This window comes from Pannonibacter sp. Q-1, from assembly GCF_054073275.1.
Genome location: NZ_JBSXNB010000001.1, coordinates 300,901 through 320,393 on the forward strand (window position 1 = coordinate 300,901; position 19,493 = coordinate 320,393).

Annotated in this window: 18 protein-coding genes; 5 read left to right on the forward strand and 13 right to left on the reverse strand. The window is 62.6% G+C overall.

The genetic code is table 11. The features are described 5' to 3' along the window. Nucleotides 1-11 precede the first annotated feature (11 nt). The 8 genes from phoU to ACVNHC_RS01385 form a co-directional block, all read right to left on the reverse strand. On the reverse strand, nt 12-722 hold the full coding sequence (gene phoU / locus ACVNHC_RS01350; protein WP_050470872.1) for a phosphate signaling complex protein PhoU: 711 nt from the start codon (nt 720-722) through the stop codon (nt 12-14). Between the two features lie 39 nt (nt 723-761). Further along, complete coding sequence (pstB, locus tag ACVNHC_RS01355; RefSeq protein ID WP_457166241.1) at nt 762-1,559, reverse strand: phosphate ABC transporter ATP-binding protein PstB; 798 nt, start codon at nt 1,557-1,559, stop codon at nt 762-764. Nucleotides 1,560-1,573: 14 nt separating this feature from the next. Then, complete coding sequence (pstA, locus tag ACVNHC_RS01360; RefSeq protein WP_050470870.1) at nt 1,574-2,908, reverse strand: phosphate ABC transporter permease PstA; 1,335 nt, start codon at nt 2,906-2,908, stop codon at nt 1,574-1,576. Next, nucleotides 2,905-4,365, reverse strand: a complete 1,461-nt coding sequence (gene pstC / locus ACVNHC_RS01365) for a phosphate ABC transporter permease subunit PstC (protein ID WP_457166242.1) — start codon at nt 4,363-4,365, stop codon at nt 2,905-2,907. Before pstC ends, pstA begins: the two co-directional genes overlap by 4 nt. Nucleotides 4,366-4,435: 70 nt before the next feature. After that, entirely contained in the window at nt 4,436-5,482 is a 1,047-nt protein-coding gene (locus ACVNHC_RS01370) for a substrate-binding domain-containing protein (protein WP_457166243.1), read from the reverse strand. 342 nt (nt 5,483-5,824) lie between these two features. Then, the gene (locus tag ACVNHC_RS01375) at nt 5,825-6,838 is read right to left on the reverse strand and encodes a substrate-binding domain-containing protein (protein ID WP_050471352.1); all 1,014 of its coding nucleotides are present in this window, start codon (nt 6,836-6,838) and stop codon (nt 5,825-5,827) included. Between the two features lie 132 nt (nt 6,839-6,970). Next, on the reverse strand, nt 6,971-8,311 hold the full coding sequence (locus ACVNHC_RS01380; protein WP_050470867.1) for an ATP-binding protein: 1,341 nt from the start codon (nt 8,309-8,311) through the stop codon (nt 6,971-6,973). A 243-nt stretch (nt 8,312-8,554) separates the two neighbouring features. Then, on the reverse strand, nt 8,555-9,037 hold the full coding sequence (locus ACVNHC_RS01385) for an SRPBCC domain-containing protein (RefSeq protein WP_050470866.1): 483 nt from the start codon (nt 9,035-9,037) through the stop codon (nt 8,555-8,557). Between the two features lie 310 nt (nt 9,038-9,347). Here ACVNHC_RS01385 and ACVNHC_RS01390 point away from each other — a divergent pair, with 310 nt between their 5' ends. Continuing rightward, nucleotides 9,348-10,262, forward strand: a complete 915-nt coding sequence (locus ACVNHC_RS01390) for an MBL fold metallo-hydrolase (RefSeq protein ID WP_050470865.1) — start codon at nt 9,348-9,350, stop codon at nt 10,260-10,262. A 100-nt stretch (nt 10,263-10,362) separates the two neighbouring features. On the opposite strand, the gene ACVNHC_RS01395 is transcribed toward ACVNHC_RS01390, so the two are convergent. Together ACVNHC_RS01395 and ACVNHC_RS01400 are read right to left on the reverse strand one after the other, a co-directional pair. Beyond that, a complete protein-coding gene (locus tag ACVNHC_RS01395) occupies nt 10,363-11,343 on the reverse strand; it encodes a DUF1499 domain-containing protein (RefSeq protein ID WP_157757067.1) in 981 nt (326 codons plus the stop codon). A gap of 133 nt (nt 11,344-11,476) precedes the next feature. After that, nucleotides 11,477-12,208, reverse strand: a complete 732-nt coding sequence (locus ACVNHC_RS01400) for an HAD family hydrolase (RefSeq protein ID WP_050471350.1) — start codon at nt 12,206-12,208, stop codon at nt 11,477-11,479. 459 nt (nt 12,209-12,667) lie between these two features. Here ACVNHC_RS01400 and ACVNHC_RS01405 point away from each other — a divergent pair, with 459 nt between their 5' ends. Both ACVNHC_RS01405 and ACVNHC_RS01410 read left to right on the forward strand, forming a co-directional pair. Continuing rightward, nucleotides 12,668-12,817, forward strand: a complete 150-nt coding sequence (locus ACVNHC_RS01405; protein ID WP_157757068.1) for a hypothetical protein — start codon at nt 12,668-12,670, stop codon at nt 12,815-12,817. Nucleotides 12,818-12,997: 180 nt separating this feature from the next. Next, the gene (locus ACVNHC_RS01410) at nt 12,998-13,972 is read left to right on the forward strand and encodes a magnesium transporter CorA family protein (RefSeq protein ID WP_050470863.1); all 975 of its coding nucleotides are present in this window, start codon (nt 12,998-13,000) and stop codon (nt 13,970-13,972) included. A 123-nt stretch (nt 13,973-14,095) separates the two neighbouring features. Here ACVNHC_RS01410 and pdxH read toward each other — a convergent pair whose 3' ends face one another. Next, the gene (gene pdxH / locus ACVNHC_RS01415) at nt 14,096-14,734 is read right to left on the reverse strand and encodes a pyridoxamine 5'-phosphate oxidase (RefSeq protein ID WP_123193710.1); all 639 of its coding nucleotides are present in this window, start codon (nt 14,732-14,734) and stop codon (nt 14,096-14,098) included. 78 nt (nt 14,735-14,812) lie between these two features. Here pdxH and ACVNHC_RS01420 point away from each other — a divergent pair, with 78 nt between their 5' ends. Further along, on the forward strand, nt 14,813-15,271 hold the full coding sequence (locus tag ACVNHC_RS01420; protein WP_050470861.1) for an RT0821/Lpp0805 family surface protein: 459 nt from the start codon (nt 14,813-14,815) through the stop codon (nt 15,269-15,271). 138 nt (nt 15,272-15,409) lie between these two features. Continuing rightward, on the forward strand, nt 15,410-16,393 hold the full coding sequence (locus ACVNHC_RS01425; protein ID WP_122519478.1) for a DnaJ C-terminal domain-containing protein: 984 nt from the start codon (nt 15,410-15,412) through the stop codon (nt 16,391-16,393). 414 nt (nt 16,394-16,807) lie between these two features. On the opposite strand, the gene ACVNHC_RS01430 is transcribed toward ACVNHC_RS01425, so the two are convergent. Beyond that, nucleotides 16,808-17,554, reverse strand: coding sequence for a crotonase/enoyl-CoA hydratase family protein (locus ACVNHC_RS01430; protein ID WP_457166244.1), 747 nt, complete (start codon nt 17,552-17,554; stop codon nt 16,808-16,810). 40 nt (nt 17,555-17,594) lie between these two features. Further along, nucleotides 17,595-19,385 carry an acyl-CoA dehydrogenase gene (locus ACVNHC_RS01435; RefSeq protein WP_457166245.1) on the reverse strand — a complete coding sequence of 597 codons (1,791 nt, stop codon included), beginning with the start codon at nt 19,383-19,385 and terminating at the stop codon, nt 17,595-17,597. Nucleotides 19,386-19,493 lie beyond the last annotated feature (108 nt).

Here is a 19,493-nt window from a genome sequence, read left to right on the forward strand (position 1 = left end):
AGGCAGGCAGATCAGGCGCCTTCGTTTTCGGCAATGCCCATCTCGTCGATCTTGCGGCGGGCTTCCAGCAGCTGGTCACCGGTCACCATGAAATAGACGTTTTCGGCGATGTTGGTGGCATGGTCACCAATGCGCTCGATGTTCTTGGCACAGAACAGCAGGTGGGCACACTGGGTGATCTTGCGCGGATCTTCCATCATGTAGGTCAGCAGCTCGCGGAACAGCGAGGTGTAGATGGCATCCACCTCATCGTCGCGCTCGCGCACGGCCTTGGCGGCTTCGGCATCACGGCCCGTATAGGCGTCCAGCACCGACTTGAGCTGGTTCAGCGCCAGATCGGACATGTGCTCGACGCCGAAGGCGGCCTTCTTGGAATTGAAGACGCCGTCGATGGCAATCACGCGCTTGGCGATGTTCTTGGCAAGGTCACCGACACGCTCCAGATCGTTGGCGATGCGGCCTGCGGCCATGATCTCGCGCAGATCCTGGCCCATCGGCTGGCGCAGGGCGACGATGCGGATGAACTTCGCCTCGATTTCCTGCTGCATCTCGTCCAGCTTGGCATCGGCCTGAACGGTGGCCTGTGCCTTGGGCAGATCGTGAGTCAGCAGAGCGGTGACGGCATCATTCACCAGCTTCTCCGCCAGACCGCCCATTTCGGCGACCCGGCCGGCCAGGGCGCGCAGTTCCTCGTCATACGAGCTAACGGTATGCTCGGACATGTCGTGTTCCTCTCAAATTCTGGGGCGCAAGATCCAGTATCAGCCGAAACGGCCGGTGATGTAATCCTGCGTGCGCTTGTCCTGCGGATTGGTGAAGATGTCCTGCGTCGCCCCTTCCTCGACCAGATTGCCGAGATGGAAGAAAGCGGTGCGCTGGGACACGCGGGCAGCCTGCTGCATGGAGTGCGTCACGATCACGATGGTGAAGTTGGTGCGCAGCTCGTCGATCAGCTCTTCGACCTTGGCGGTCGCGATCGGATCAAGGGCCGAGCACGGCTCGTCCATGAGGATCACTTCCGGGCTGACGGCGATGGCGCGGGCAATGCAGAGACGCTGCTGCTGGCCACCGGACAGGCCCGTGCCCGGACCATCAAGACGGTCCTTCACTTCGTTCCACAGGCCGGCCTTCTGCAGCGAGGCAGAAACCACTTCATCGAGTTCCGCCTTGTTGCGGGTCAGGCCGTGGATGCGCGGACCATAGGCGACGTTCTCGTAGATCGACTTGGGGAACGGGTTCGGCTTCTGGAACACCATGCCGACCTTGGCGCGCAGCTGCACCGGATCGACCTTCGGATCGTAGATGTTCTCGCCGTCGATCAGGATGTCACCTTCAACACGGCAGATGTCGATGGTGTCGTTCATCCGGTTGAGGGTGCGCAGGAAGGTGGACTTGCCGCAGCCCGACGGACCGATAAAGGCGGTCACGGAACGGGGCTGAATCTTGATGTCCACGTCCTTGATGGCGTGCTTGTCGCCGTAATAGACCTGAACCTTGCGGGCGACGATCTTGGGTTCTGCGTGGGTCACGCCGTTCTCCACTTTTGCGCTGACATTCATCGGTAATCCCTTTCTTACCAGCGGCGCTCAAAGCGGCGGCGCAGGATGATGGCAACCAGGTTCATTACGATCAGGAACACCAGCAGCACGATAATGGCTCCGGATGCGCGCTCGACGAAAGCCGGGTCACCACGCTGCGTCCAGTTGAAGACCTGAACAGGCAGGGCAGCTGCCGGCTCGAAGAAGCCTTCCGGCGGAGCAGACGGGAAACTGCGAACAAATGAAACCATGCCGATCAGCAGCAGGGGTGCGGTTTCACCAAGGGCCTGAGCCAAGCCAATGATCGTTCCAGTCAGGATGCCGGGAGCGGCAAGCGGCAGCACGTGATGAAAGATCGACTGCATCTTCGACGCACCGACCCCAAGCGCCGCATCCCGGATGCTCGGCGGCACCGCGCGCAGCGCAGCACGGGTGGCAATGATGATTGTCGGGATCGTCATCAGCGTCAGGACAAGACCGCCAACCAGCGAGGCCGACTGGGGAAGACCGGCAAAATTGATGAAAACAGCCAGGCCAAGGATACCGAACACGATTGACGGAACGGCTGCCAGGTTCGAGATGTTGACTTCAATCAGGTCAGTAAACCAGTTCTTGGGGGCAAATTCCTCAAGGTAGATGGACGCCGCCACGCCGATCGGAACCGCCAGGACAAGAACAATCATCATCATGTACATGGAGCCGAGGAAGGCGATACCCAGACCTGCCGCTTCAGGACGCAAGTCGGAGGCATCCGGTCCGAAGAAGAAGCCCCAGTTGAAGCCCTCATACATCATGCCGGCTGCGCGCATTCTGTCGGCGAGTTCCAGCTGCTCAGGCGAGATATTGCTATCCAGCTTCGCGCTGTCCATCGTGACGCGGCCCTTGAAGTAGCCATCGACACGGCCGTTGGCGTAGGTCTTGAACTTGATTGTCTGGCCGACAAGGTTCGGATCCGCCAGCACCATGTTGCGCAGTGTCGCCGGTGCTTCCTTGGAGACGAGATCAAAAATTTCCCTGTCGGACAAACCGCCGGTCTCAATGCCCGCACGGTTCAGAGCCTCCAGAAGCGCCTTCTGGATTACATTCCCGTAGCCGACCGTGCTGACCTTCTTCATCTCCTCAAGATCCCGCTGGCCCGACTTGTCGAGGGCGGATTCCGTCAGCTGCACATCGAACTCAACAAAGGCCTGGTTGAATGCAGCAAGGCCACTGGAAAGCACTGAAGACAGAAGGATGACGAGGGACATCAAGCCAATGAAAATGGCCGTCATTCCATAGAAGCGGAACCGGCGCTCTGCCGCATTTCTCCGCTTGGTCCGTGCATCCGGGTTATAGATCGATTTGAACGGAACAGTATCGACGCTGGTCATTCGTATTGCTCCCGGTATTTACGGACGATGTAAAGAGCGGCGACATTCAGTCCCAGAGTGAAGACAAAGAGCGTCATGCCAAGCGCGAAGGCGACCAGTGTCTCCGGTGAGGCGAACTCCGTGTCACCTGTCAGCTGGCTGACGATCTTCACTGTAACGGTGGTCATGGCATCGAACGGATTGAGCCCCAGCTTGGCTGCAGCTCCGGCGCCCATCACCACAATCATGGTCTCGCCAATGGCGCGGCTTGCTGCCAGAAGGACAGCGCCGACAATGCCCGGCAAGGCCGCAGGAAAGACAACTTGCCGGATCGCCTCGGATCTGGTGGCCCCAAGGCCATAGGCGCCGTCACGCAGAGACTGGGGAACCGCATTGATGATGTCATCCGAGAGTGATGACACGAAGGGGATGAGCATGATGCCCATCACGAGACCGGCAGTCAGCACCGACGACGACGAATTGCCCAGGCCCATGGGCTGGGCGAAGTAGTCGCGCAGGAAAGGGCCAACCGTGATCAGGGCGAAAAGGCCGTAGACGATGGTCGGGATACCCGCCAGCAGCTCAAGCAGCGGCTTGGCGATGCTTCGAACCGGCTTGGACGCATATTCCGACATGTAGATTGCCGCATAAAGGCCAATCGGCACGGCAAACAGGAGCGCGACGGTCGAGACATACAAGGTACCCCAGAGCAACGGCAGGATGCCCAGTTCGGAGCCGCCGCGGAACTGCGGATTCCAGACCGTACCGAAGAAGAACTCGGTCGCAGGGTACATGTTGAAGAAATTATAGGTCTCAAACAGCAGGGACGACACAATGCCGAAGGTCGTCAGCACGGCGACGAGCGATGCAGCAAGAAGCATTGAACGCGTGAACTGCTCGGAGACATTTCTGGCGCGGAAGTCCGGATTAATCCGGAAAAACGACCAGACAAGCCCGGCGGCCGCAACCGCAATCACCGCAATGGCCATCATGAACCGGGAGGAATTGGTCATCGCGCGGTATGACTTGGCAGCCTCAAAGACTTCGCTGCGCACATCGGCACCGAGGGCAACCCCTGCCTGCGCCATGCGGCCGCGAATGAGGCTGAGATCACCGCGCATTTCCGCGATGCTTTCCTCAGACAGATCACCACGGCGGGCAAGAACCTGCAGCCCGCCGGCAATACGGCGAACGTCGGTCATCACCAGTGTCATGGCAGTCGAGCTGTCGGATGACGCCTCCGGAAGACTCCGCGACGCCGCTCCTTCAATAATCACCGGCGACAAAAACAGCCAGGCAGCCATCAGCACGAGCGCCGGAACGGCCGTGAACAGAAACACAACCGTGCCATAGTGGCCCGGCAGCGAATGCAGTTTCCGTCTATCTCCGCCAACGAGAGCCACCGCCCGGCTTCTGCCAGCGAACGCCCCAACAAAGGCAAGAGCAACAATTATAAGGAGAAGGGCACCGAGGCTCATGAGCTATCCAATCCACAGAGCAAAGGGTGGCGCTATTGCGCCACCCTGGCCTTCCATAGGCTCGAACCGCTTACTTGAGCGGACCCATGACGACTTCGTCAGCAACGGCCTTCTGGGTCGCAGCCAGTTCCGGATCGGAAACGAGGCCGTACTGAGCGAGCGGGCCATCCGGACCTGCGATATCGTCGGAGACGAAGAACTCGACGTATTCCTTCAGGCCCGGGATCACGCCGATGTGAGCCTTCTTCACGTAGAAGAACAGCGGACGGGAAACCGGGTACTCACCCTTGGCAATGCTCTCGACCGTCGGAACGATGCCGCCCATGGTCGCAACCTGGAGCTTGTCGGTGTTGTTCTGGTAGAAGGACAGACCGAACACGCCGATACCATGCGGGTTGGCAGCAACGCGAGCCAGGGTCTCGGTGTAGTCGCCGTCGATGTCGATGGACACGCCATCGGTGCGCAGCGCCATGCAAGCCTTGGCAGCAGCCTTGGCGTCACCACCGTTGGCAGCCTTCAGAGCTTCTTCGATGCCGTTGGCCTTGCAGCCAGCGTGCAGAACCTTCTCGTCGAACACTTCGCGGGTGCCATGCTTGGTGCCCGGAATGAAGGCGAGGATGTCCTGCTCCGGCAGGTCAGCGCGCACATCGCTCCACTTCTTGTTCGGGTTGGCAACGAGCTGGCCATCCTTCACGACCTGGGCGGCCAGAGCGGAGTGCCAGTCAGCCGGGGTGAACTCGAACTTGTTTCCGTTGATGTCGGAAGCAAACACGATGCCGTCATAGCCGATGCGCACTTCCATGAGCTCGGTGACACCGTTGGCGTTGCAGGTGTCGATGTCCGACTGCGTGATGCGGCTGGAGGAGTTCGCGATGTCGATGGTGTTCACACCAACGCCTTCGCAGAGCTTCTTGCGGCCAGCGCCCGAACCGCCGGATTCCACGACCGGGGTCGGGAAGTCGGTGTTTTCGCCGAAAGCTTCAGCAACGATGGAAGCATAGGGCAGAACCGTCGAGGAACCGGCGATCTGGATCTGATCACGAGCCTGAGCGGCGCCGGCGACTGCGGTGGCGGCAACCGCGAGGGCAACCGTGCTTACGAGGGTTTTGAACTTCACTTGACCACTCCCTTTGAATGTCAAGGTTTTTGGGCGCGCCACCCAGCCTCCCCTGAGGCCCTGGCGACGAGCGGAACCTAACGGCCGCAGATGAGACTTCTATGTCAGTTCCATATCACTTTTGTGACAATTTAAGTTATTGATAAAATTGAATAATTTTTCTGAAGTCGCCCCAACAAATGCCGTTTTGTGACATTGGCGGGCGAGCAGGGCCGCTCCGGCTGGGACAGCCTGTCAGACCGGGAGCATCTTGTTAGCCGGCAGCGCGCCAGGAACCCTGCCGGCAGCGCCCGCAGCAGCGGAGAGCGGCAATGCCTCCCATCCCCTCTTGAAAAGCTGCGGTCAATGGGCCGCCGCCAGTTCCTCAGCCAGCTTCTCGTTCTCGAGCCGCTGGTGCTTCGGCAGCGGAATGAGGCCCTTCCCGGCCAGATAACCGCCCGGACCCAGCGCCTTTTCAGACGCAAATTCAAGGAGATATTCCTCAAGCCCCGGGATCTTTCCCAGATGCTCCTCCTTCACGTAGAAATAAAGCGGCCGGGACAGGGGATAGGTGCCAGCCGCAATCGTGACGGCGGATGGCTCGACACCGGAGATCTTCACGGCTTTCAGCCCGCCGCGGTTCTGGTCCAGGAAGGAATAGCCGAAGATGCCGAGGGCCCGCGGGTTCTGCTCCAGCATGGCCACAACGAGGTCATCGTTCTCGCCCGTCTCCAGAAAGGCCCCATCCTGCCGCAATTCATGACAGGTTGCGCCCTTCAGCCCGAGGCTTCCTGCATCGGCAAGTGCGGAACAGCCCTGCTCCATGGCAATTTCGACGAATGTATCGCGTGTGCCGGAGGTCGGCGGCGGACCAAGGATCTCGATGCGCTTGTCCGGCAGCTCTGCGCTGATCTGACGCCAGGATTGAAAGGGATTGTCCAGCAAACGGCCTTCCACAGGCACCTTGCGGGCGAGGCCCAGAAAGAGCTGTTCGAGGGAGAGATCCATGTCTTCCCCGCTTGCGGCTCCGGCAAGCACGATGCCATCAAAGCCAAACCGGATCTCGACCGGCGTGACGCCATTTGCGCGGCACTCCTCCAGTTCGGCCGGCTTCATCGGCCTTGAAGCGTTGGTGACGTCGGGTGTCGCATCCCCCGCGCCTGCACAGAACAGCTTGATGCCGCCTCCGGTGCCGGTGGATTCGATGACCGGAAATTTTCCGCCGTTCTGAAGAGAAACCCGTTCGGCGACCGCTGCTGCGAAGGGATAGACCGTCGAGGAACCGACTATCTGCACCTTGTCACGCGCCTGTGCAGGCAGGCCAGCCCCCACGAGGGCGGGCAGAAGCAACGCAGCTCCAAGATAATGTCTTGTCATGCTGATGATCTCCGGCGTGCAACTCAAGCGCGGGATCCGTCACGGGGACGGCCGCTTCGGCATGACTGCCTATAGCACATGTCCTAATGAGACGATGTGAGAGTTGCATGACGCCTTGCAGATTTTGACGGATCAACGTGAGGCTGCAGCCCCGGTCTGTCCATCTGCGGGAAAGGTGATCGAGAATGCCGCCCCCTGCCCCGGCTGGCTTTCGATATCCAGGCGGGCCCGGTGCCGGGTGAGGATGTGCTTGACGATGGCAAGCCCGAGGCCGGTGCCCTTCATGGCGCGGCTGGAGGCGACATCGACGCGGTAGAACCGTTCGGTGAGCCGCGGCAGATGCTCCGACGAAATGCCCTCGCCATAGTCCCGGACGGTCAGTACCCAGCCCTGCCCGCTTCCCTGCGGGCGGACCGAAACATCGACACGCTTGCCGGTGCTGCCGTATTTCAGCGCATTTTCCACGAGGTTCTCGGTCACCTGGATCAGCTCGTCACGGTCACCCCGGACAACGGCCTCCTGCTCGGGCACATCCACGTGCACCTCCATGCCAAGCTCGCGCGCCAGCGGAGACAGGGCGTCATTGGTGTGGCGCACGGCCTCGCGCAGATCCACCAGCTTGTCCGGACGCACATGGGCTTTCAGCTCGATGCGGGACAGGGACAGAATGTCATCGATCAGGCGGCGCATCCGGTTCGCCTGTTCCAGCATGATGGCAAGGAACCGCTCCCGCGCCCGCTCATCGTCCTTGGCCGGCCCCTGCAGGGTTTCGATGAAGCCGGTGAGGGATGCCAGAGGCGTGCGCAGCTCATGGCTGGCGTTGGCGACAAAGTCGGTGCGCATGCGCTCCAGCCGGCGCTGCTCGGTCAGGTCCCGCAGGGCCACCAGCAGAAAGTCGGGCATGGCGGGTTCGTCCTGCCCCGGCTTCAGCGAGGGCAGATAGATCGGCGCGATACTGGCTTCGAACCAGGATTCGGTCGGCACTTTCTCCGCCCATTCGATCCGTTCCACCGTGCCTTGCGAGCGGGCGCGGTCGAAGGCCTCCAGCAGGGATGGCGTGCGCAGGCCGAAGGAAATCGGGTCCCCCGGGCGGACGGCCGGATAGTGCTCGCGGGCCAGCGTGTTCACATAACGGGTGATGCCCCGCCCGTCGGCAATGAAACAGGGCATGGGCAGCGCGTCGGCCGTCACCTTGATGCCGGTTCCGGGCCACATGCGGCGCAGGTCGCGCTTGTTCTCAAGCTGCAGGGCACGAACGGCATCGCTGCGGCGGGGACCGAGGGCTGCGGCCAGAAACACGGCGAAGAAACCGCAAAGCACGGCCAGAAGCGGAATACGGAAGACGGCCCAGAGCAGAATCAGCACGGCGCCGGCCGTGAACAGCACCCAGCGCGCATCCTTCAGGCGCTGCGACGGCCTTGCCTGCAGCTCGCGCGGAGGCAGCTTCTCGTCTTCAATCTGTGTATTGGTCATCGCGAACCTGCGCCTGCTTCCGCCCCGCCGCTCCCACGGAATATCATGAGCCGGTGAAATAACCCGGCTCTATGTCACTCACACGACAAAAACCAGATTAGCGTATCGAACCAACGCCCAGATGAATGTCCCGTGTCATTTTGACGGCATTTCACATGTTCTGTCACTGTGCGAAACGGCAGGCGTCCCCTGGCCCCGGAAGGCTGATGCGGGGAGCGGCCGGTGCTGCCGGGCGAACGGAACTCATCCTGAGGTGATGTAGCGTGAAGAGGCGGCCCTCGTCAGGGCTTCCAGCAAACGCGGCCAGCCAGCCCCGGAGGCCATGAAGGCGCGGTAATCCTCGCCTGCCGCGCCATGGCGGATGAAGTCCCCGTGGCTGACTTCAAGGCGCGTCGCCTCCCCGGCATCGCGGAAGGACAGCACCACCCGGCTTGCTGCGGAAGGATCGGCAACCGGCTTTCCGTCCGGGCCGATTTGCCAGGCGAGCCGCAGATAGAGCGGCGCTTCAATGGACAGGACCGTGCCCCAGATGATCCGCCGGCCATCCTCGCCCACCCGCGAACAGGCCCCGCCCAGATGCGGATCAATGAGGACGTCCTGCGCGGACTGGCCGAAGAAGGGATCATGCCTTGGCCACCAGGAGGCAATCCTGTCCACAGTCAGGGCAAAGGCCGCCTCACGCTTGAGGGGAAGAACGGCTTCCAGGGAAAGAGCATGTTCGGGCATGGGGCCTTGCCTGTCCTCATCTGGCTGGTCGTGTGAGCGGCCGCGCGCACCTCTCCTTCGGGGAAAGACAGCGCCGCCCATCGCTTTCTAACCCGCCCACATTACCGCTTCATGCCAGTGGCGCCAATGCGACCGGTCAATCAAAACGGGAAACGGTTGTGTGCCGGACCTGACAATTGCTTGACTTGACTTGTCCTGCGCTGAACAGATGCGCAGGAACAGGCGATAGCAAGGCTTTGAGATGCTGACGCATCACGCCTTGAAATTGCTCAGGCGCCGCACGGGCTGGCCCGCTCCAAAGAGACCGGTGATGACGAAACTGCAGCACGATCTTTCCTTCGATCCGCGTCATGGCGAGCCGGTGGAAGTAGCCCCCGGCATCCGGCGGCTGACGGTGAACAATCCCGGCCCTTTCACGTTTCACGGCACCAACACCTATCTGATCGGCGAGGGCGAGGTGGCCGTGCTGGACCCGGGCCCGGAGGATGAGGCGCATCTGCAGGCCATTCTGGCGGCCACCCGCGGCCAGAGCGTCACGGCCATTCTCGTCAGCCACACCCACAAGGATCACTCGCCCGCCGCCGCGCGGCTTGCCGCGCTCACCGGTGCCCAGATACTCGGCTGCGCGCCCCACCGGCCAGCCCGGGCACTGCATGGCAACGAGGTCAATCCGCTGGATGCCAGCGCCGACATGGACTACCGGCCGGACCGGCAGTTGGCTGACGGAGAGCGCTTCACCGCCGGCGGACGGCTGTTCGAGGCGGTGGAAACACCCGGCCACACGGCCAATCATCTCGCCTTCGCCCTGCCGGATGACGGGTTGATGTTCTCCGCCGATCACGTCATGGCCTGGTCCACCTCCATCGTCGCTCCTCCGGACGGATCGATGCAGGCCTATCTCGCCTCACTCGACAGGATGATGGAGCGCAGCGAGAGCCTTTATCTGCCCGGCCACGGCAACCTGCTTCACGCGGCACAGGACTACATGGCTGCCCTGAAGGCACACCGGATGCAGCGGGAGGCAGCCATCCTCGGCGTGCTGCAGCGCCTTGGACAGTCGAACATTCCGCAGATCGTTGATGCGGTCTATGCAGGTCTTGATCCGCGCCTGAAGGGGGCGGCGGCCCTCTCCGTCTTTGCGCAACTGGAGCGCCTGGTGGAGACAGGAGCGGCGCAGTGCGACGGAGAAGCACGGCTCGAAGGGCTCTACCGGGCAGCGCCCTGAAAGCTCGCGCCTTGATATCAAGGCTCTGAGATGCTGACGCATCACGCCTTGAAATTGCTCAGACGCCGCACGGACTCGACCACCTCTCAATGAGCCAAGCTCATCGAGGGGCGGTATGACCCTGCACCTCATCCCCCTGATAAATCTCGTCGAACTCCGGCTCTGCAGCGGCAGGCTCCGGTGCCTGATAGGGTTTGAAGCCTGGCAAAGGCACTGGCCTGCCCGCGTCCTCTTCCGGCCGCTCGGTCAGGAGCGGCAGTTCTTCGGCCTGTGCACGGGCCTCCTCGGCTTCTTCCTCAGTGACATTGAGGCGGCCGATGCTCCCGTAGGCCTCGGTCAATGCCGCATCGAGATCCCGGTAGAAGCTGCGGATCTGCTGGGCATTGAAACCCAGATCATGTGCGGCGAAACGCGAGCTGGCCCGCACATCGAGGATGGATCCGGTCACGTCAGGCTCCACGCGCACGGATATGCCGGCCGGAAGGCCGATGAGCGGAACCCGGGCGATCGCCTGCAGCAGGCTGGGAGAATCGCGCATGTCCGGCGGCAGTTCGGTGACGATTTCCCAGCCGTTCTTTTCCATCACCTTGCGCACAGCCGCATGCAAATCGACCGGCTCCAGCCGGAAGCGGCGCGAGACGATTTCCGGATAGGCCTGCGTCTGCAAGGCAGCATCGAAGCGCGGCGGCGCGAGAGCATCACGGGCAGACAGGGCTTCAACGGCCGGAGGCGGATCGGATGGGTCGGTGCTGATATCATTGAGCTGGGGAAACATGTTCCAGCCCGCAGCCAGAAGCGTCAGCGGCACGAGCAGGACAAGACCGTAGAACACCGCGCGCACAGCATCGCCGACGCCGGTCCCGCCGCGCTGCCACCACAAGAAGATGGCCGTGATGGCCAGACCAAGGCCGGAAAGCCCAAGAGCGGCGCCGAGCAGCAGGCTGAGTTCAAGCTGGTTGGCTGCGATGACCCCGCTTCGATAGGCCACGGCAGCGGCAAACAGCGTCGGAACGCCCATTGCCGCCATGAAGCGTGAGGCGCGCCCAAGTTCAGAACGCGGAACGGGATACCGCTTTCTCACCACCTGCTCCCCTGCCCGGCCCAGCTGGGCCTGTTGCCGGAATGGCCGCCGGAAGGCGGCATCCCTATCTGGGTGCCGTCTGCCGCCGTCAAAAGCAAGAGCAGAAACGCCGTCCCCGGCAAAGAGACGGTGTTCAGTGCACCGGCATCATTGCATCAAGCCAGTCCAGGAGATCATCAAGACCGGTGAGAACGTGATCCGCATGCGGGGCCAGAATGTCTGCACCAATTGTCCCGGTGGCAACGGCCACGGCAACGGCACCGGCCTGGCGTCCTGCATGCATGTCATGCAGGCTGTCCCCCACCATGGCAACCTCCTGCGGGTGCAGGCCGTTCTGCTCCTGGAAGGCCATGACCATGCCGGGCGCAGGCTTTGCCCCGAAGCCGCTGTCATAGCCATAGATCTGGGCAAAGCACTGCTCGATGCCCAGTGCGCGCATCTGGGCGCGGGCGGAGCTTTCCGTGTCGTTGGTGGCGATGCCGAGGATGTAGCCGGCGTCATGCAGCGTCCGGATCGTCGCTTCCAGCGCCGGGAACGGCGCAAGGCTTTCAAGGCCAAAGGCCTTCAGATGCGCTTCGATCTCGCGCAGGAGTGCCGTGGTATCGGCAATGCCCATCACCTGGGCCCATTCGCCGATGACCGCATCATTGGCCCCCGCCACGAAGGGAGAATGCGGCTCGAACAGGCCGGTTTCCAGATTGAAGGCGGTGATCCGCGCCAGCTCGGTCTTCACCAGCGCATTTCCGGCGGCCATCGTGTCGAGCAGCCGGGCAAAGGCGGGCGACCAGGTCTGCTGGAAGTCGATCAGCGTGCCGTCCTTGTCGAACAGGATTGCCTTGACCGGGGTTTGCGGCCGTGTGCTCATGCCTTGCATCTCCGATGCCCGGGGCCGGACATGAAAGGCCGGAGACGGGACCAAACTTCTGTTGCGGGCTGATTCCGCCCTTTTGCGCAGACAGACATGACTTGCCCGCCCATGCAAGACCCGTCTGAAAGGAGAAGGCGGTTTCCTTGGATTTTATCCCGCCGCATCCGTCAATTTGCCTTTGCCGCCTCTGGAACGGCCATACGGGGCATCAGCCTTTTCAAGGCGTGAGCGGATTGTAACAAGACGACATTTTATTTGACCGGCATTTGCCTTCAACTCGCCTTACCCAAGGATTAAGTTTTTACCAGACGTAAACTGTCGAAGTTTACGCTTTAGTCAGTGTCTTTCCTCTGTGTTTTTCAGGGAAAGGCAAGAAAAAACCCGCGCGAAAGCCACATAGATGCCGCAATCGGGCATCACTGAGCGCGCCATTCAACGCCCAACGGACCAGAAACAATGTCGACCCTTGCAAAGCAGACCCCGAAAGCCGCCGCCGCCCCGAACCTTGCAGATCTCTACAAGCCGCTGGGCATCCAGGCCGTGACGGCTGCCGCCATGTGCTTCAAGCAGAGCAAGGCCGCCAAGGCCGGCTCCAACCGCAAGTAATGCGCATGACCGCTGATTTCTGAGCCGGGCATCTGAGGAGGGTGCCCGGCTCTTGCTTTTTCTGCCCCCTTCCGCGCAGGGCGCTCTTTCACATGCGCCAGTGCCTGTCGTCTTTCTGTCATGGTGGAATCGTATGCGGCGTGGCATCGTCACCCCGGCGCATCGGGCGGGAGTTCCTTCATGATCATTGCATACACACCATCAGCCGCCGCCATGGTTAGGGTTGAAGTGAAAGGCGGCGAACAGATACCGCCGTCTGCAGTGTGGATTGACCTGTTCAATCCCACCTTCGAAGAACAGCGGCTGGCGGAAAAACTGATGGGCGCAGAGATCCCGACGCGGGAGGAAATCTCCTCGATCGAAACGTCGGAGCGGCTCTATGAAGAACCCGGCGCCATCGTCATGACGGCGGTGCTGCCCATGGCCGCACGGATGCCCGATCCGCGCACCTCATCCGTCACCTTTGTCCTCAGTTCCCGGCGGCTTGTGACCGTCCGCTATGGCGAACCCCAGTCGATCCAGACCTGCGCCCGCCGCGTCCAGCAGGATGGCACCATCCCGCGCAATGGCCCCGGTGTGCTGTTCGTGCTGCTGGATATCATCTGCGACCGCTGCGCCGATGTGATGGAAGAAGCGTCGGATGCTTTCGACCGGATATCGATGCAGGTGTTCGAGGAGGGCTTGAGTTCGCGCAAGGCCGAGACCTACCGTTCCGCCATCCGCACGCAGGGGCGCATCGGTCTGCAGGTCGCACGCATGCATGATGTCTGCGCCAGTCTGACACGGCTGTTCCTGTTCCTATCCGCCCGCTCAACACGGGTGAACCTGACGGACGAACAAGTGGCGGCCTGCAAGATGCTGGGGCGTGACATCAACTCGATCAAGCAGCATGCCGATGCGCTGGATGCCAAGCTGAGCTTCCTGCTCGACGCAACGGTCGGCCTGGTCAATCTGGAGCAGAACCAGATCATCAAGATCTTCTCGGTTCTTGCTGTCGTGTTCCTGCCGCCGACGCTGATTGCCTCGATCTACGGCATGAACTTCGCCAAGATGCCGGAGCTGGAATGGGACTGGGGTTACCCGTTTTCGCTCGGCCTGATGCTTCTGGCGGTCCTGGTGAACTTCCTCTATTTCCGCTGGAAGAAGCTGCTCTGATACCAGGGCTTTCGATGCTGAGGCATCACGCCTTGAAATTGCTCATGCGCCGCACGGGCTTATACCGGCTCCCGATGAGTCAAGCTCACCGGGAGCCGGTATGTCAGGGCAGCTTCCAGTGGCTCACGGATAGAGACGGGCCTTCGTCCATGCTTCGCCTTCCGATGCCCGGGTGAATTTCACCCGGTCGTGCAGGCGGAACGGACGGTCGTGCCAGAACTCGATCTCCACCGGGACGATGCGCAGGCCCGACCAGTGATCGGGACGGGGGATGTCGCCAATGCCGAACTTGGCCGTGTAGCGCGCCACTTCCTTTTCCAGCGCAAAGCGGCTTTCCAGCGGGCGGGACTGTTTCGAGGCCCAGGCGCCGATCCGGCTGCCGCGCGGGCGGGACTTGTAATACTCGTCAGCCTCCTCCGCGCTCACCTGCGTGACGAGGCCGCGTACCCGCACCTGACGGCGCAGTGACTTCCAGTGGAAGCACATGGCAGCCTTGCCGGCGGACAGAAGCTCGTGGCCCTTGGCGCTTTCCAGATTCGTGTAGAACACGAAGCCGCGCTCATCGAAATCCTTCAGCAGCACCATGCGCACATTCGGCAATCCACTGTCATCGACCGTAGCGACCGCGACCGCGTTGGGGTCGTTGATCTCTTTCTCCGTGGCGTCCGCAAGCCATTCAGCAAAAAGCTGAAACGGTTCCGCTACTTCCGTGAAGTCACCTTTTGTTAACGCTTCCGGGGGAGTGTTTACTGTATGGGTCATCGGCTTTCACGACTGGTTCTGATGGGCGCTTTGCCTCCAGGCGGGAAGGTCCGACCCGGGGAAAGAAGGGCTTTTGTGATGCGTAACCTTTCATATCCCCGGCCGCTTTCCAAGCGGCTGGTTCCGCTTGGTGTGATTTTGTCACTGGGCTGGATTGCGGCTGGCTGTTCGCAGATGTCAGCCACGCTCGCCACCAACGACATGATCGCGCCGCTGGATCTGACCAATTCCATCAATGGCATGCCCACGGATGCCAGTGCGGGCGTTGAACCGGCAGACCGCAAGGCCATCGCTCTGGCGCTTGCCGAAACCGCACCCGCCGGGGGCGGCGAGGTCGAAATTCCCTGGCTCAACCCCGAAAGCGGCAACTCCGGCACCATCACCAAGGTGTCCGGTGAAGGCGCGCAGGTGCCCGGCTGCATGAGCTTCCGCACCACAGCCAACACCTTTCAGGGGGTGAAGGCCTATGAGGGAAGCGCCTGCCGGGATGCGCGCCAGAACCTTGCCGTCATCAGTCTTGCCGCACTTGGGGTTTGAAAGAAGATATTCCGGCGTTGCATGAGCTACGTGCAAGCTTGTACTGGCATCATTTCCTGTCGCTTCCCATATGAGACGTGACTAGACTTATCAGGCGTCCGGATGCTCCGGGCGCCTTCACCACATAGCGGACTGACAATGAAAGACCCTTACTCCGTTCTTGGCGTAACCAAAACGGCAAGCGAAGCGGACATCAAACGGGCCTTCCGCAAGCTTGCAAAGCAGTATCACCCGGATCAGAACGCCAATGATCCGAATGCACAGGCACGCTTTTCCGAGATCAACCAGGCCTATGAGATCGTGGGTGACAAGGAGAAGCGCCAGAAATTCGACCGGGGCGAGATCGGCGCCGACGGCAAGCCGCGCTTCCAGGCGCATGGCTTTGAAGGCTTCGACGGCTTCCGCGAAGGCTCCGCGCGTGGCGGTGCCGGCGGCGGCTTCACGGGCGGTGCCTTTGACGACATCCTGAACGACATTCTCGGCGGCTTCGGTGCACGCCGTGGCGGCGCGGGCGCAGGGCCCGGCGCAGGCGCCGGAGCCCGCGGTTTTGCCGGGGATCCGGGCGCAGCGCGCGGCGGCGCCCCCCGTGCCGGACAGACGGTCGAGATGATCGCACTTGTGACGGTCGAAGAGCTTGGCCGCGACGGCAAGACCCGCGTCACCCTGCCCAATGGCAAGACCATCGACATGAAAATCCCGGCCGGCACCGTGGAGGGCGACAAGATCCGCCTGCGCGGTCAGGGCCAGCCCGGCGTCAACGGCGGGCCAGCGGGCGATGCGGTGATCGAGATCCGCCTGAAGCCGCACAAGCTGTTCGTGGTGCGGGGCAACGACCTGCATCTCGATCTGCCGCTGGCGCTCTATGAGGCGGTTCTGGGCGCGAAGGTGCGCACGCCGCTGCTCGACGGCGCGGCCTATCTCACCATTCCGCCCGGCTCCAGCAGCGGCAAGACCATGCGGCTCAAGGGCAAGGGCCTGCCGACGAAAAACGGCGGCCATGGCGACCTTCTGGTCCGCCTCGAAATCGTGCTGCCGCCGCATGCGGATGAAGAGCTGGAGACGCTGATGAAGGCCTGGCGGGAAGTCACCCCCTACCCGGCCCGCGGCCCCGAGTTCGACTGACCGCGGCCATTTGGACAAACAGAAATGAAGCAGCCCGCCGGAGAGGTCCGGCGGGCTGTTTTGTTTGGGTCTGCAGGCTTCTGCTGGTCAGGTTCCCGCAGGCTTTCAGCCTACACCACGCCGTCCCGGCCTCCGTGCCGGGACCTGTCAGGGAGTTGCTGCCGTGAGGCGTTCGAGGCCGTCGTCCCGGACGAAGCGAAGCGGAGATCCGGGAACCACTCGCTTCCAGAGCGGCGAGATTGAACTACCGCTGTAGAGGCTAACAAAAAGTGGCTTCCATTGCCGCGCCCTTTCAAACAACGGCACATCTCTGGAAACGAGTGGGCCCCGGCTCAAAGGGCCGGGGTGACACCTGAGCAAGCTGCAAGGCTGCATGTCTGTGACAGGGCAGAGCAAGTTCCACGCCTTACCGTCTCACCCCTTCCCCTTGCCCATGAAGGCCGCAAAGGCGGTGGCGGCTTCCGGGGAGGAGAGCCGCTGGCCGAAGATGAGGGCTTCCTCGTCCATCCGTGCCAGAACCTCCGTCCGGTCCCCGCGCAGCAGGCGGCGGGAGAGGGCCATGGCCTCGCGCGGACGGGCGGCAATGCGGCTGGCGCAATCGAAAGCCGCCGTTTCAAGATCGGCCTCGCTGACCACATGGTTGACGATGCCCGCCTCACGCGCGGCTTCCGCCGTGAAGGGATCACCAAGGCACAGAAGCGCAAAGGCGCGCTGGTGGCCCATGATGCGCGGCGCCAGCAGGCTGGAGCCAGCCTCCGGCACAAGCCCCAGATCGACAAACGGCGTGCGCAGCACCGTGCGGGGCGTGGCATAGACCATGTCGCAATGGAACAGCAGCGTGGTGCCGACGCCGACGGCAAGCCCGTCCACCGCCGCGACCAGCGGCTTTTCCAGCCGGGCAAGGACGGACAGGAACTTCAGCACCGGCGTGTCCGACAGGTCGCCCTGCGAGGCGTAGCGCATGAAGTCGGCAATATCATTGCCTGCGGTGAAGGCGCCGGGCGAGCCGCTGATGAGGTGGCAGCCGATACCTGCATCCGCCTCACCCGCCATCAACCCGTCCACGAGGGCGAGATACATTTCGCCGGTGATGGCATTTTTCTTGTCCGGCCGGTCGAACCTGACAAGGTTGACGCCATCCCTGCTTTCATGACGGATCATGCCGCCCTCCCCGCTTCATGTTTGGTCAGAAGGTCAGCCATCAGCCGATGCGAGCCGAAAGGGCCGCCGGATCGAAGGCCAGGATTGCGCCCGCCGCTCCGGTGACATCGCGGGCAAGGCCAGCCGTCTCGCCCAGCAGCGTTTCGGCAAAGTGCCGTGCCAGCAGGCGGCGGTGGGCCTCAGCGGCAGGGTTCTGCCCGTCAGCCGCCATCGCACCCTTGACCAGCAGCGCACCGCCCAGCGCCAGACCAGCCAGCCGCAGATAGGGCGTTGCACCCGCCAGCGCTTCCGCCACCCGGCCATCGGCCTGCGCCTGCTTCAGCCAAGCTGTGGCCGAGGACAGGCCGTCGAGGACGGGCAGAAGAAGGGCGGCAGCGGCCTTGATGTCTGCATCCGAATGGGCAGCGGCGGTCTCCGCAATCGCCTTCAGTTCGGCGATGAACCCGTCCACATGCGCCCCGCCCTCCAGCGGCAGCTTGCGCTGTACGAGGTCAATCGCCTGAATGCCGTTGGTGCCCTCATAGATCGGGGCAATGCGGGCATCGCGCAGGTGCTGGGCGGCCCCCGTTTCCTCGATGAAGCCCATGCCGCCGTGGACCTGCACGCCGAGCGAGGCCGATTCCACGCCGAAGTCGGTGGAAAGCGCCTTGGCGATGGGCGTCAGCAGCCCGGCGCGGCTTGCCCAATGCGCCCGCTCTTCCGGCGTTGCGGCCAGATGCGCCATGTCGATGGCATGGGCGCAGGAATAGCAGATGGCACGGGCCACCTGCGTGCGGGCCTGCATGGCGAGCAGGGTGCGCTTGATGTCGGGATGCAGGGCAATGGGGCTCATGCCCTCGCCCTTGTCGCCGGGCGCCCGGCCCTGACGCCGGTCCAGCGCATAGGCCAGCGCCTGCTGGAAGGCACGTTCGGACACGCCCAGCCCCTGCACACCCACCGCAAGGCGGGCGTTGTTCATCATTGTGAACATGCAGGCGAGGCCCCGGTTCTCCTCGCCGATCAGCCAGCCGGTGGCGCCGCCCTCGTCCCCATAGATCATGGTGCAGGTCGGCGAACCGTGGATGCCGAGCTTGTGCTCGATGCCCGCGCAGCGCACATCATTGCGCGCGCCCAGCGAGCCATCGTCATTGACGAAGAATTTCGGCACGAGGAACAGCGAAATGCCGCGCGTGCCCGCAGGCGCGTCCGGCAGGCGGGCCAGCACCAGATGGATGATGTTGTCCGTCAGATCGTGCTCGCCATAGGTGATGAAGATCTTCTGCCCGAAGATACGGTAGCTGCCATCGGCGTTGCGCTCCGCCCGTGCCTTCAGCGCATTGAGGTCAGAGCCTGCCTGCGGCTCGGTCAGGTTCATGGTCCCCATCCACTCGCCGGAAACGAGTTTGGCGAGGTACTTCTCCTGCAGCTCCGGCGCCGCATGCTTCTCCAGTGCCTCGACGGCGCCCATGGTCAGCGTCGGGCCAAGGGCGAAAGCCATGGAGGCGGAGTTCCACATCTCCAGCGCGGCGATGTTCAGCATCACCGGCAGTCCCTGCCCGCCGAAGTCCGTGGTGGCGGCCAGCGCGTTCCAGCCGCCCTCGATCCAGTGATGATAGCAATCGCGCCAGCCTTCCGGCGTCGTCACCGTGCCGTTGGCGAAGGGGGTGCCCTGCCTGTCGGCGATCTTGTTGAGCGGGGCGATTTCCTCGGCGGCGAAACGTCCGGCCTCGGTCAGAATGGCCTCGACCAGATCCTCGCCAAGCTCTTCCGCGCCATAGGCGTCCCGGACTTGCGGCAGTCCGGCCACATGCTTGAGCGTGAAGGCAATTTCGGCGAGAGGCGCGCGATACATCCTGTTTCTCCCTGATGCGGACGCGCTTGGTGCTTGACGTGGACCGCTGAAGTCCGCAAAAGCCGCGCATCTCATGTGTCTCCTGCGAACGTACCGCAGTTTACGTAA

Coding starts and splice junctions, on each gene's coding strand:
- phoU (WP_050470872.1), bottom strand. CDS start 722: ATGTCCGAGCATACCGTTAGCTCGTATGACGAGGAACTGCGCGCCCTG.
- pstB (WP_457166241.1), bottom strand. CDS start 1,559: ATGAATGTCAGCGCAAAAGTGGAGAACGGCGTGACCCACGCAGAACCC.
- pstA (WP_050470870.1), bottom strand. CDS start 2,908: ATGACCAGCGTCGATACTGTTCCGTTCAAATCGATCTATAACCCGGAT.
- pstC (WP_457166242.1), bottom strand. CDS start 4,365: ATGAGCCTCGGTGCCCTTCTCCTTATAATTGTTGCTCTTGCCTTTGTT.
- ACVNHC_RS01375 (WP_050471352.1), bottom strand. CDS start 6,838: ATGACAAGACATTATCTTGGAGCTGCGTTGCTTCTGCCCGCCCTCGTG.
- ACVNHC_RS01380 (WP_050470867.1), bottom strand. CDS start 8,311: ATGACCAATACACAGATTGAAGACGAGAAGCTGCCTCCGCGCGAGCTG.
- ACVNHC_RS01385 (WP_050470866.1), bottom strand. CDS start 9,037: ATGCCCGAACATGCTCTTTCCCTGGAAGCCGTTCTTCCCCTCAAGCGT.
- ACVNHC_RS01390 (WP_050470865.1), top strand. CDS start 9,348: ATGACGAAACTGCAGCACGATCTTTCCTTCGATCCGCGTCATGGCGAG.
- ACVNHC_RS01400 (WP_050471350.1), bottom strand. CDS start 12,208: ATGAGCACACGGCCGCAAACCCCGGTCAAGGCAATCCTGTTCGACAAG.
- ACVNHC_RS01405 (WP_157757068.1), top strand. CDS start 12,668: ATGTCGACCCTTGCAAAGCAGACCCCGAAAGCCGCCGCCGCCCCGAAC.
- ACVNHC_RS01410 (WP_050470863.1), top strand. CDS start 12,998: ATGATCATTGCATACACACCATCAGCCGCCGCCATGGTTAGGGTTGAA.
- pdxH (WP_123193710.1), bottom strand. CDS start 14,734: ATGACCCATACAGTAAACACTCCCCCGGAAGCGTTAACAAAAGGTGAC.
- ACVNHC_RS01420 (WP_050470861.1), top strand. CDS start 14,813: ATGCGTAACCTTTCATATCCCCGGCCGCTTTCCAAGCGGCTGGTTCCG.
- ACVNHC_RS01425 (WP_122519478.1), top strand. CDS start 15,410: ATGAAAGACCCTTACTCCGTTCTTGGCGTAACCAAAACGGCAAGCGAA.
- ACVNHC_RS01430 (WP_457166244.1), bottom strand. CDS start 17,554: ATGATCCGTCATGAAAGCAGGGATGGCGTCAACCTTGTCAGGTTCGAC.
- ACVNHC_RS01435 (WP_457166245.1), bottom strand. CDS start 19,385: ATGTATCGCGCGCCTCTCGCCGAAATTGCCTTCACGCTCAAGCATGTG.